Genomic DNA, 11,907 nt, shown 5'->3' on the forward strand with positions numbered 1-11,907 from the left:
ACCCTTCTTTCCTTTAGAGACTAACTGAATCCGAATCTTTCGTAAGCTCTGTTTTATTTTTGGAATCAATTTTTACTTGTGCATAAACAAATGGTAAATAAACAACTGTTGATATCAGTAAATTTAATGCTGCCAAACCAGCTCCCCAAAAGCTTCCCCCCGTCGCTAAGTACCCGCCAATTATCGGTGGTGTAACCCATGGAATCTTAGCCGTTACCGGTGGAACGATGCCATACTGCACAGCAAGATAAGAAATGACAGTTGTAATAACTGGCCCAATTACAAATGGAATAAACCAAATAGGGTTTAAGACGATTGGCAAACCAAAAAGGATTGGTTCATTAATTTGGAATACCCCAGGCGCCCCGCCAAGACCAATCATTTGTTTATACCGTTTTCTCCCTGCAATTATCATCGCAATAATTAATCCTAAAGTAGCACCTGATCCGCCCAAGTAAACAAATGCATCTAGGAAGGATCCAGCTAAAATATGATATTCTCCTAATGCTTGAATTCCTGATTGAGCTAAATCAATGTTTTCTGCTCCTGTTTTTTCAAATAATGGTGTCGTAATCCCACCTAATATGTTTGGACCATGAAGTCCAACCATCCAGAATAAATGCACTAATAAAACAATTAATACTGCAAATGGAAGGGAATCAACTGCATTTGTTAATGGAGAGACAATAACCGTATTTAACCAATCATTTAGAACTTTTCCATCTGTTATCATTCTGAAGATAACGCCAAACACGCCAACTAGAAAAATAGTTCCCATACCTGGTACTAATTTAGCAAAGGATTTAGAAACAGCCGGCGGTACTCCATCTGGCATTTTAATGATTAAAGCCTTGATTTTCGATAAGCGCAAGAAAATTTCTGTAGCGATTATCGCTACGATAATAGCAGTAAAAAGGGCAGTGGCATTGAAGTAATTGACAGATACTAGCCCCCAGACTCCACCTGCAACTGTTTCAGTAGCGGCTTCATCTATTGGTAACGTGACACTTGCTGTTTGGGGCAAAAGTAAAAAGAAACATGCAGCAGAAATAAGCATTGCTTCAAACCCTTCATCCCCATAGGATCTAGCTAATTTATAGGAAATCCCAAAGACTGCAAATACAGAAAGAAAAGCAAATGTTCCAAACCATATGTCCCCGCCCAAAGTCGACCAGTTAGCTCCGAATATTGCTTCCATCATTTTTCCATAAGGGGGAATAATTTGACCGAGATTATTAAAAAGTACAGCAAATGAACCTACAATGGTAATAGCAATCATTCCAATTAACGTATCCCTGATAGCAAGCAAATGTCTTTGATTACCAAGCTTTAATGCAAAAGGCATAATATATTTTTCAATAAATCCCATCATCTCTTTATTCCCCCTTTATTAAAGCTGTGGCATGTTCTAACACTTTTTCACCATTACATAATCCATAGTCCTGTGGATTAATTGTTGCAACTGGAATTCCTCTTTGGTCGCCGGCCTTTTTTACTTGTGGTAATAGAAATCGTACTTGAGGACCTAACAAAATAACATCAGCTTTCTCTATCTCGTTGTTCACTTCTGAGGCTGCTATTGCCCAAATCTTGCAGTCTATCCCTTGGTTTCTGGCACTTTGCTCCATCTTTGAAACTAATAAACTTGTAGACATTCCGGCTGAACAACATAGTAAAATATTCACTATTCCATCCCCTTTTAATTGATAGATTATTCCGATATTTTATTCTAAAAAATGTTTCCTTTCGTACGTCTTTTTATCAGCCACCCTTCTTAGGAAAGTAGTAACATCTTATATTTATATTGTAATAACAAATACGACATATTTCAATACAAATTTATTTGTTATTACAAATTTGTTATTTATTTGCTTATTAGGAATAGAAAAGATATTCTATATTTAGGGACAATATGGAGGGAAACGATTGTGGAAGAAATGAACAAAGATGCTGCGCTACACTCGATTGTAAAAGAGTCCATTATCGACATGATTAAAAGCGGCGAATATCAACCAAATACTAAATTACCAACCGAAGCTGAATTTTGTAACACATTCGGTGTCAGCAGAACAACGATTCGCACAGCCCTTCAACAACTAACAGTTGAGGGCTATGTTTATCGAGTACAAGGGAAAGGTACCTTTGTAGCCGAAAATAAAATCAAACAATCTTTAACTAGTACAGTAGAGCAATTCTCTGAACAAATTACTTTGCAAGGGAAAGCCCCGTCTATCAAGGTGCTTCAGCTGAAGGTTATTGAAGCGACCGATTTTCTAGCCAAGCAATTCAATCAAAATATAGGGGATCCCGTTAACTGCTTAGAACGCATGCGCTATGTAAATGATGCTCCACTACAATATGAAATCTCTTATCTGCCTTGGCACAAGGCACCAGGATTAGATAGCGCTGCTTGCGAAAAGTCTTTATACAAAATACTGGAAACGAAGTATAATATAAAAATCCGCAAAACAATAGAGCACTTAGAATTAGTTTTAGCAGATGACACTATTTCTAAGAAATTGGAAATTCCTGCAGGATCCCCTTGCTTTCTACTTGAAACCTTTGCTTATGCAGAAGATGAAACTGCCATTGAATATTCCAAAACTATTTTCCGAGGAGACAGAGCACACTTTGTTATTGAGCGGAATTATTGAAGAAGGCAATCAAAAGGATATTTGTAATAACAAATATCCTTTTTTGTTCCAACTGTTTTTCCTCTATTCTCTTCATTCTAACTTCCCTTTCCCAGCCTTCTCCCTCGCTTAGTTTTCCACAATAAATCCACAGAACATCTTTTCTTCTACTAAATATCACCTGATTCCTACTTAGTTTTCCACAAATACAATAAAAATTACCTACGTTATCCACATACTATCCACAAAATCAATATATTTATCCACAAAAAGACCGGTTATCCCATAAGTATGTTCTAACCGGTCCTTCATCTATTATGCTGCTAATTTTGAGTTAACATTTGAATTGATTTTATTTTTACTAAACGACTTACTAAGATGACACCAATGATGGATCCTGCAAAACTGCTAACAGCAAAGGATGGCAAATAAAATAGAGCACCCGTTTTTGTCCCTAAGAAAAACGATGCATATGGTACTGCCACTAAGGAGGCGATGACGCCTGTTCCAATAAATTCACCTAAAGCTGCAAAGATTGGCTTAGCTGTTTTATGAAATAGATAGCCTGCCAAAAGTGCACCTATCATACTTCCCGGAAATGCTAATAAGGATCCCGTTCCTAATAGGTTTCTTAACAAGGAAGTAGCAAAAGCAATGATAACTGCTGGAACCGGTCCAAGTATTGCTCCCGCTATTACATTTAAAGCATGCTGAACAGGATATGCCTTGGCAATACCTGCCGGAAACCATACTAAGGTTGAGCCATATGTCCCAATTGCCGTAAACATGGCCATAATCACCAATAATTTAATTCTTTTCATCGTAATTATTTCCTCCACTCAAAATAGTTTTAAGCATGGAGACTAAGCAAACCTTCTATTGACTAGACCCAAAAGGCTTACAGGGCTATTAAACGACGGCTTTTCACAAACTAAAAAAGCCAGATCTAAATAGACCTGACTGCTAAAGTCAAAAGAAATAGAGTGAATCCGCTACTTCCCTACGCTGGTATGATCCAGATCAGGTCGTTAGGGTTAAAAAACGAATTTGTTTTTCTCTCAGCCACCAACTGGCACCCCTAGTAGTCCATATATGCTTATACCTTCATTTTAACTTATTTCATTTAGGACGCAAAGAATTATTCTTATTGTTTCTTGGACAATTTATCCACAAACTGCATATCGATTAATTCTTCGTATTTATAGCCTTCCGTATAGACACCCGTTTTCTCGACAACATCCATTGGTTTTGCAACAGCTTCCTCTGAGATGTAACCGTCCTTGCTCCATAATTCATCAGCATAAGCACGATCCAAAGATGCTTGTAAAATCTCATCTGATGTAGATGGAAATTCTGCTTTTAACACTTTCATGGATAGGTCTGGGTCTTCATCCACCTTCTTAAGTCCTTTTAAAACAGCTTTTACAAAGCTTTCCACAACTTCCGGCTCTTTCTCAATTGTGGATTTTTTTACACTGACAACAGAATAAGGATAGTCTCCCAAACTGGCAAAACTGTAGAATGGCTCTTTCCATGCTCCCTTTTTCATTCCTTCTGTGATTTGCGGTTCTCCACCATTAGCAATATCGGCATTTCCGGATTCTACAAGGGAAACTACTGCACTGGCATCAGCTGGTTCTTCTAACTTCACATCTTTTTCCGGATCTAAACCTAGCTCCATTAACAGCCATCTAGTTAAAAGATTGGGACTACCACCATAGCGCCCAGCTGCAATAACTTTTCCTTTTAAGTAAGCTGCCAGCTCTTCATCGTTTGTACCATCAATCGTTTCCTCTGAGTTTCCCATCAAATAAACATTAGCGCGGTTAACGACGTTTACTACTGACTGAATCGGATCAGAGCTTCCTAAATTGGCCATTTGCACAGAATCTGGTCCGCCCATAACACCCCAGGCATCACCACTAACAACGGATGTAACATGGGCACCTCCTGTTGCTGTAATGACTTCTACTTCCAATCCCTCTTCTTTAAAATAACCTTCTTCTATGGCAACATACAGTGGAAGATAGCCGATCAAATGTACTGGCTCTGAAATAACAATCTTCCTCAATCCATCCTTCGTTCCCTTTTCTTCTTTTGAAGAACATCCTGCAAGGATTAAGACGAAACTAAGACACATAAGCAGAAAAAGCCTCCACTTTTTCAAGGCAAAGCCCCCTTTTTCATATATGAATAGAATGGGAAATTTAGTAGTAGATAAGAAAATGAAGATGAACCAGAAGTATATTGCGGATAATGGAAATACATATTCTATTTCATATATATGGAACATTTTTCTCTTTATGTTCTTTTCAAAGGGGAAAATATTTTATTCCGCATTTCTTCCTCGCAAAAGAAGCTTTTCTATCCATACTGTAGCAAAGTACATCACAATCGAAAGAATAGACAGCACAGCTACGCCCACCCAGACAAGATTGATATTCATAATCTGCCCAGCATATAGGATCATTCGGCCAATCCCTTGTCTAGAGCTGATAAATTCCCCGACAATTGTACCAGCCAATGCTAATGCTATGTTAATTTTCAAACTGCTTACAATCCACGGCATTGTCGTTGGTATGACAACTTTAGTGAAAACATGCCATTTCTTTGCACCAAGGGAATACATTAATTTTTCTAAATCTTTATCTACTGCCTTCACTCCACTGTAAGCAGCAAGAGCTGTTGTAATAATAGTCATCATAAAGGCAAGAACTACCTTGGAGCTAAACCCTATTCCAAATAAAATAACAAGAACTGGTGCAAGAGCTAGCTTCGGTACTGCATTAAAGGCAATTAAATAAGGTTCTGAAATACGTGCATAATAGTAAGACCACCAAAAGGAAAGTCCTAATAGGGCGCCAAAGAAGGTTCCTAGTCCAAAACCAAAGATAGTCGCACCAGAGGTATATAATAAATCACTCCATAAAGATCCTTCTGTCCAAGCTATATAACCCGTCTTCCATATTGTTGATGGACTGCTCCAATAATACGAATCAATTAGTTTCCACTTGGAAAGCAGCTCCCACGCAAGGAGAAATATACTTCCAAAGCTCCATTGCCCAATGCGAGTAAATTTCCTTTTTCTTCGGGCAATGACCTCATCATCCTCTATATAAAGAACCTTCGTTTTATCCTTTGATTCCATCTCTCCATTCCTCCCTCCCTATTTTGTTTCTTCTGTTGATTTTAGTGCTTGTAGTACATATTCTTTTAATTGAATAAATTTAGAGTCTAGTAGTGTTTGTTCATTTCTTGGTCTTGGTAATTGGATTGATACCTTCTCCTTAATGGTGCCTGGTCTTGGCGTCAAAATATATATATCATCTGATAAAAAAATGGCTTCATCTATATCATGGGTGATAAACAAAATAGTTTTCTTAAAATCTCCCCATATTTGCAAAAGCCATTCCTGCATAAATAAGCGTGTTTGTGCATCTAAGGCGCCAAAAGGTTCATCCAGTAAAATAACATCTTGGTCATAAAGCAATGTTCGCAACAAAGCCGCACGCTGCCTCATTCCTCCAGAAAGTTCTTCCGGAAAATGCTTTTCAAACCCTTCCAATCCATATCTCTCTAATAAAGGTAATGCTCTTTGGATCGCCTCTTTTTTAGGAACACCCTTTACCTCCAATCCTAAAATCACATTATGAAGAATATTTCTCCACGGAAGAAGCAAGTCTTTTTGAAGCATATAGCCAACATGCCCACTCTTTCCAACAATGTCCCTTCCGTCTAACAAGACATGACCTGTTGATGGTGTTATTAATCCTGCAATTATATTAAATAGTGTTGATTTTCCACATCCACTTGGGCCGATAATACTGACAAATTTCCCTTCTGGAATCTGCAAATTTGTATCCTTTAATGCGAAAAACTCCTTGCCATTTTTTCGAAAAACCTTACTACTGTCCTTAACCTCTAATTTATACAATTACAGCCCTCCGTTCTAAAATATTCATATTTTTAATAGATTTTTTATAGACCAATTTCTCGTTCCTGTTATAATCAGCTGATTTATCGTTCCCTTCACATGGTCTCTTGTAATGGAGAAAAAAGTGATCAACAGCCTTTAAAACTCCCTATTGCCAATGAATATGCCATGCTTCTAAATTTGCTCTTGCTATACTATATGTAAAATTAGGCGAATGGGTAATTATTATAGAAAAAAGTTCAATCGAATAAATGATGGCTTTACAGGAGACTATTCCGAAATCAATATTCTGAAAATTTTCACGACTACAGCTTATCCACCAGCATTTCTATGTTAAAATGAACTTATATTTTTACAAGAACTGGAGTCCTGTATATGTTAGAAAAAATGAATGCTTTTCTTGGGAAGTGGATGCCCCTTTTAACCCCGATTAGTGTCCTAATTGGGGTATTGCTATCAGATATCCTTCATCATGTCTCTTTCTTAGTTCCATGGATTTTTGCAGTGATGACTTTTATAGGGAGTTTGACATCTAACTTAAAATCAGTGAAATATACAATCACCCATCCGCTTTCTTTGCTTTTGACACTGGCTATTCTACATATTCTTACTCCTTTGTGGGCATTTGGGATTGGTCACTTATTTTTCCAAAATGACCCTTACACGATTACAGGGCTTACGTTAGCTGTGGTTATTCCAACTGGAATCACAAGTGTTATCTGGGTTAGCCTCTATAAAGGAAACATTGCACTTACTCTTGCGATTATCTTGCTCGATACCTTGCTGTCTCCGTTCCTTGTTCCATTAAGCATGAGCCTTTTTGTAGGAGAAACGGTACAGCTTGAGGTTTGGGGGATGATGAAGGGGCTGCTTGGAATGATTGTTCTGCCATCTATTTTCGGCATGATGGTTAATCAGTTTTCAGTGGAAAAGGCGAAAAAGTGGAATCATACACTATCCCCTTTTTCTAAAATTGGGTTAGCACTAGTTGTTAGTATTAATAGTTCTGTAGTAGCCCCTTACTTACGAAATATTGATAAAAAGTTTCTCCAAGTAGCACTTACTGTTTTTGTAATAGCATTATCCGGATACTTTTTTGCCTGGATATTAGGGGTAGTTACAAAACGAAGCAAAGAAGAAACAATAGCAATGATCTATTCTGGCGGGATGAGAAATATTAGTGCAGGAGCAGTTCTCGCTGTGAGCTTTTTCCCTCCAGCAGTAGCAGTTCCCGTTGTGATTGGTATGCTATTCCAACAAATTCTAGCAGCTTTATATGGATACTTTATTAAATTAGTCTATGAAAAGCCTGTAGTAGGGAAAATAAAGGAAGGGAAAATTTCTTAATTCATTTGAAAATCAAGAGGTGGTTCTAAGTATTCTAACAGAGGATAATCCCAAACGACTGATAAGAAAATACTACTAATATTTTCCTTATCAATCGTTTGGGTTTTTAATAGTTTGTGGGTATTACCCGCAGACTAAAATACATTTCACTTTCCAAGCGGCTGACTTTCGGTCGCCGCAACATAGCCTTTGAGGTTTTGACTTCTTCTGCTCGCTAACCCTATAAAAATCTATGTTGTCTGCTTCGTGTTGATTTTTATGATTTTTTCTCTATAATCATGGCACACATTTCTATCATCTCACTTGCCATAATCTTTAATGTTTCGGTTGTGAGCATTTGATCTTCTGCATGCATGAGAATAAGGGAGAATGGCAGTTGTTCTCCAGCAGCTTCTCTTTGGATAAGAGAAGCATGGACTTGATGAATTTGATTGTAAAATTGAACACCTTCTTCTATTTTTTGCTTCGCTTCGTCCATTTTTCCATTTCTTGCAATCTGAATAGCTTCTACATAACAACTTCTTGCTTCCCCAGCAAATGAAATAATCTGAAAAGCTGCTGTCTGCATTTCCTCTAAAGTATTCAATTTCACCACCTCTATTCTCTTGGTTAATTTTTAGCTAATGATAATGCATGGTCTAGTATTTTCTCTCCATTAGCTGTACCGTACAATCTTGTATCAATGACATCCACTGGAATTCCATATGGTTTCGCAGCACTTTCTGCCGCCTGTTTCATAAATCGTACTTGCGGTCCTAGAAGAATGGCCATTACCCCTTCGCTTGAGGTTGCTAATTCATCAGCAATTGCTCCTTCTGGAATGGCATAAACATCAATTTCTTCGCCTCTTGCCTTAATAGCTGCCTTCATTTTTGATACTACAATGGAAGTAGACATACCTGCTGCACAAGCTAATATTATTCTTTTCATCCTTCATTCCTCCTGTTATTTAATAAAATCATCATTTTTTACGGTGATTTCTCGAGCTTTAATGATTTCCTTATACCAAAAAGCTGACTTTTTCAATTTTCGGTTTCGATTTTCTTCTAAATTAATTTCAACTAGTCCATATCTATTTTTAAAAGCATTCATGGGCGAAACATTGTCCGTAAATGCCCAGAGCATATATCCTTTACAGTTTGCTCCCTGTTCGACTGCTTTTAATAACCATTTAAGATGTTCACTAATAAACTCAATGCGATAATCATCTTGGATTACTTCACTTTCGTCTTTATACTTAAACTCATTTTCCACACCCATTCCATTCTCGGCCACAAACCACTCAATATTGCCATAATCCTCTTTCAAGCGAGTTGCCATATCAAACATAATCTGCGGATAGATTTCCCAGCCTCGGAATGGATTCATTTTTTTGCCTGGCATATCGAACATTTCATAATAATAAGCTGGATGAAAAGGGGTATTTTCGTTCCATGCCGTTGTTCTAGCCTTTACGCGATGAGGATAATATAAGTTAATCCCCACATAATCAACGGTATTATTTCTTATTACCGTTAAGTCTTCTTCTGTATGTTCAAATAAAATATTGTGTTTGTGTAAAAGATCCATTAATTCTGCTGGATATTCTCCTTTAATCGATGGATCTAGAAATACTCGGTTAAAGAATAAATCATAAATACGGGCGGCATCTTGGTCATGCGGAGCCGAAGATCTCGCATATGTTACCTCTGGATTTAAAATAACCCCAATTTTAGCCCCTTGTCCATGCAGCTGCTTTTCTTTAAACAAGGCAACAACCTTAGCAGTGGCAAGTGCTTTATGATAATTCCACTGCATCCACTTTTGGGTATTCTGCTCAAATGGATAACGTATTGCATCTAAATATACACGGGTCTGCACAACAATTGGTTCATTAAAAGTAAACCAGTGCTTCACTTTACGCCCGTAACGCTCGAATACTTTTTCTGCATATTTGACGAATAAGTCCACAACATGTCTGTCGTTCCATCCGCCATATTTCTCAAAAAGAGCAGCCGGTAATTCATAATGCTCTAAGCAAATCATTGGTTCTACACCTTTATCTATCAGCTCATTAATAACATTATCGACATATCCAGCATAATCCTCATCTACCACTGCGTTTTCATAATCCACCAAGAAACGAGACCAATTGATCGATGTCCGGTAATGCGTTAACCCTATTTCCTGCATTATGCTGATATCTTCTTTATATCGATGGTAAAAATCTGTAGCGATTCCTGGTCCGTAGCCATTGTGCCAAACATTTTTATTATTTTTATACCAGATATCCATATAGGAGTCTTGAGAGTCCTTCTTTCCAGCCCATCCTTCTGTTTGCCACGCAGATGATGCTGCTCCTAAAATAAAATGATCTGGAATACTAACTTTCATTTGTTCCATTATTTCTCCTCCTTACTCTTCACAAATAACTATTAAATTCATGATTCCTAATAATCCATCATAGACCATCTCACAAGTATTGGCCGGATAGGAGAAATGAGGAATCACAGCGTCTATCCTATACAATCCGATTGTCAAATTTATCTCTTCCTCCCTTCCCGTATTAAATTACTCGTCTTCTGGAACAGCAGGAGCCTTATTAGCAATCAATACAAATGGCAAATAAATTAGAACAGATACGATAATACAAATAATCTGGGTAATAACCGCTCCAATACTTCCGGCCGTGGATAGGTATGCATTAATAATGGGCGGGGTCGTCCAAGGAACCATGACGACAGCCTTAGCAGCAAATCCAGTTACTGTAGCAATATAACCGATTGTCCCTGTAATCAGCGGGGTAATAATAAAGGGAATAGCCATAACTGGATTTAACATAACTGGTAATCCAAATATAACTGGCTCATTTATATTGAACACACCAGGTCCTGCGGATAGTTTTGCAATACTTCTCATTTCTTCTCGTTTAGATACTATAAAAATTGCTATTAATAAACCAATGGTTACCCCTGAACCACCAATATTCATATACACATCCCAAAACGGCATCGTGATAATATTAGGAATTTCCTTTCCCTCTTGGAATGCCGTCATATTAACAGTAATAGATGCCAGCAACAGTGGTTCTCTTATCGGTTTTACCATTTGATTTCCATGAATACCAATCACCCAGAAAAATTGGGCCACAAACATAAGAATCAGAATTCCTGGCAGTCCTTGCATGACACTTTCTAACGGTCTTTGTACAATGTTATATACTGCTTCATATAAATAAATCCCTGTAACTTTGAAAAAAAGAAATCCAAAAGTAGCAACAATCGTTACAGTTAAAATAGAAGGAATTAGTGCTGAAAACGAAGTCGCAACATTTGACGGAACACTATCAGGCATCTTAATTTGCAGCTTATCTACTTTCGATAACTTGCAATAAATTTCAACCGATACAATGGCGATAATCATTCCGAGGAATAAACTTTTTGGATCAGAAAACTGCCTTGCTAAAACATCAACCACTAATTGGCTCTTCTCATTAACAAGCAGTTCTAGCGTTGTTGGAACAACAGAAACATAGGACATTAATGCTAATATTCCAGGGAATAACGACTGATGGCCATTGATCCGTCCGAGCTCTATCCCAATAAGAAAAACGGCCCCAATTGTAAGGAAGTTCAAGGTAGCATATTGGATCGCCTTCATAATTGGCTGGTAATCAGCCAAAAAGGCAAATGCTTTAAAATGGGCTAAACCACTCTCTGTTCCCATCACCATATTCGCGATTAAAACGGCAAACGCCCCTGTTATAATGACAGGCATTAACGTCACAAAAGCTTTTTTTATGGCCATAATATATTTCTGATTTGTTATTTTGTAAGCAACATTTCCAAGGGTCTCGGTAGCTTTGTCTTTAAAACTCATTGATTAACCTCCATTCCTAATTTAAATGGAAATGATATGTTTCATTTCTTGTTTTCCATTCTATTGGATAAGCGCTTACATTTACATACACTTATTTTCCACCTTAAACTGGAAATGGCTGACTCAAAAAAAAGG

The 11,907-nt window shown here is 37.5% G+C and carries 13 protein-coding genes and 1 riboswitch; of the genes, 2 read left to right on the top strand and 11 right to left on the bottom strand.

Translation table 11 applies throughout. The features are described 5' to 3' along the window. Window positions 1–13 precede the first annotated feature (13 nt). Window positions 14–1,372 carry a PTS sugar transporter subunit IIC gene (locus NSS71_RS18170; protein WP_047940830.1) on the bottom strand — a complete coding sequence of 453 codons (1,359 nt, stop codon included), beginning with the start codon at window positions 1,370–1,372 and terminating at the stop codon, window positions 14–16. Window positions 1,373–1,376: 4 nt separating this feature from the next. Further along, the gene (locus tag NSS71_RS18175) at window positions 1,377–1,685 is read right to left on the bottom strand and encodes a PTS sugar transporter subunit IIB (RefSeq protein ID WP_047940831.1); all 309 of its coding nucleotides are present in this window, start codon (window positions 1,683–1,685) and stop codon (window positions 1,377–1,379) included. 252 nt (window positions 1,686–1,937) lie between these two features. On the opposite strand from NSS71_RS18175, the gene NSS71_RS18180 reads away from it, so the two are divergent. Continuing rightward, window positions 1,938–2,654, top strand: coding sequence for a GntR family transcriptional regulator (locus NSS71_RS18180; protein WP_341151972.1), 717 nt, complete (start codon window positions 1,938–1,940; stop codon window positions 2,652–2,654). Window positions 2,655–2,956: 302 nt separating this feature from the next. Here NSS71_RS18180 and thiW read toward each other — a convergent pair whose 3' ends face one another. The 4 genes from thiW to NSS71_RS18200 form a co-directional block, all read right to left on the bottom strand. Beyond that, a complete protein-coding gene (gene thiW, locus NSS71_RS18185; protein WP_047940833.1) occupies window positions 2,957–3,454 on the bottom strand; it encodes an energy coupling factor transporter S component ThiW in 498 nt (165 codons plus the stop codon). A 159-nt stretch (window positions 3,455–3,613) separates the two neighbouring features. Beyond that, window positions 3,614–3,723: riboswitch (TPP riboswitch) on the bottom strand. Window positions 3,724–3,777: 54 nt separating this feature from the next. After that, window positions 3,778–4,800, bottom strand: a complete 1,023-nt coding sequence (locus tag NSS71_RS18190; protein WP_095258256.1) for an ABC transporter substrate-binding protein — start codon at window positions 4,798–4,800, stop codon at window positions 3,778–3,780. Between the two features lie 162 nt (window positions 4,801–4,962). Continuing rightward, complete coding sequence (locus NSS71_RS18195; RefSeq protein ID WP_341151895.1) at window positions 4,963–5,781, bottom strand: ABC transporter permease; 819 nt, start codon at window positions 5,779–5,781, stop codon at window positions 4,963–4,965. A gap of 18 nt (window positions 5,782–5,799) precedes the next feature. Next, window positions 5,800–6,567 (bottom strand): ABC transporter ATP-binding protein, encoded by a 768-nt coding sequence (locus NSS71_RS18200; protein ID WP_047940835.1) that lies wholly within the window; start codon window positions 6,565–6,567, stop codon window positions 5,800–5,802. Between the two features lie 375 nt (window positions 6,568–6,942). On the opposite strand from NSS71_RS18200, the gene NSS71_RS18205 reads away from it, so the two are divergent. Beyond that, window positions 6,943–7,914 (top strand): bile acid:sodium symporter family protein, encoded by a 972-nt coding sequence (locus tag NSS71_RS18205; protein WP_095258261.1) that lies wholly within the window; start codon window positions 6,943–6,945, stop codon window positions 7,912–7,914. A gap of 256 nt (window positions 7,915–8,170) precedes the next feature. Here NSS71_RS18205 and NSS71_RS18210 read toward each other — a convergent pair whose 3' ends face one another. Genes NSS71_RS18210 through NSS71_RS18230 form a run of 5 tightly spaced genes read right to left on the bottom strand, consistent with a single transcriptional unit; the run spans window position 8,171 to window position 11,772 of the window. Beyond that, window positions 8,171–8,506: a PTS lactose/cellobiose transporter subunit IIA gene (locus NSS71_RS18210; protein WP_235844446.1), complete on the bottom strand. Its 336-nt coding sequence runs from the start codon at window positions 8,504–8,506 to the stop codon at window positions 8,171–8,173. A gap of 17 nt (window positions 8,507–8,523) precedes the next feature. Beyond that, window positions 8,524–8,844: a PTS sugar transporter subunit IIB gene (locus tag NSS71_RS18215; protein WP_047940837.1), complete on the bottom strand. Its 321-nt coding sequence runs from the start codon at window positions 8,842–8,844 to the stop codon at window positions 8,524–8,526. A 15-nt stretch (window positions 8,845–8,859) separates the two neighbouring features. Then, window positions 8,860–10,296, bottom strand: a complete 1,437-nt coding sequence (locus NSS71_RS18220) for a glycoside hydrolase family 1 protein (RefSeq protein ID WP_047940838.1) — start codon at window positions 10,294–10,296, stop codon at window positions 8,860–8,862. Window positions 10,297–10,308: 12 nt separating this feature from the next. Further along, window positions 10,309–10,434 carry a hypothetical protein gene (locus NSS71_RS18225; RefSeq protein WP_268874795.1) on the bottom strand — a complete coding sequence of 42 codons (126 nt, stop codon included), beginning with the start codon at window positions 10,432–10,434 and terminating at the stop codon, window positions 10,309–10,311. A 30-nt stretch (window positions 10,435–10,464) separates the two neighbouring features. Next, entirely contained in the window at window positions 10,465–11,772 is a 1,308-nt protein-coding gene (locus NSS71_RS18230; protein WP_061796941.1) for a PTS sugar transporter subunit IIC, read from the bottom strand. Window positions 11,773–11,907 lie beyond the last annotated feature (135 nt).

Source organism: Niallia sp. FSL W8-0951 (assembly GCF_038006525.1).
GTDB lineage: Bacteria > Bacillota > Bacilli > Bacillales > Cytobacillaceae > Niallia > Niallia circulans.

Coding starts and splice junctions, on each gene's coding strand:
- NSS71_RS18215 (WP_047940837.1), bottom strand. CDS start 8,844: ATGAAAAGAATAATATTAGCTTGTGCAGCAGGTATGTCTACTTCCATT.
- NSS71_RS18230 (WP_061796941.1), bottom strand. CDS start 11,772: ATGAGTTTTAAAGACAAAGCTACCGAGACCCTTGGAAATGTTGCTTAC.
- thiW (WP_047940833.1), bottom strand. CDS start 3,454: ATGAAAAGAATTAAATTATTGGTGATTATGGCCATGTTTACGGCAATT.
- NSS71_RS18170 (WP_047940830.1), bottom strand. CDS start 1,372: ATGATGGGATTTATTGAAAAATATATTATGCCTTTTGCATTAAAGCTT.
- NSS71_RS18180 (WP_341151972.1), top strand. CDS start 1,938: ATGAACAAAGATGCTGCGCTACACTCGATTGTAAAAGAGTCCATTATC.
- NSS71_RS18205 (WP_095258261.1), top strand. CDS start 6,943: ATGTTAGAAAAAATGAATGCTTTTCTTGGGAAGTGGATGCCCCTTTTA.
- NSS71_RS18220 (WP_047940838.1), bottom strand. CDS start 10,296: ATGGAACAAATGAAAGTTAGTATTCCAGATCATTTTATTTTAGGAGCA.
- NSS71_RS18195 (WP_341151895.1), bottom strand. CDS start 5,781: ATGGAATCAAAGGATAAAACGAAGGTTCTTTATATAGAGGATGATGAG.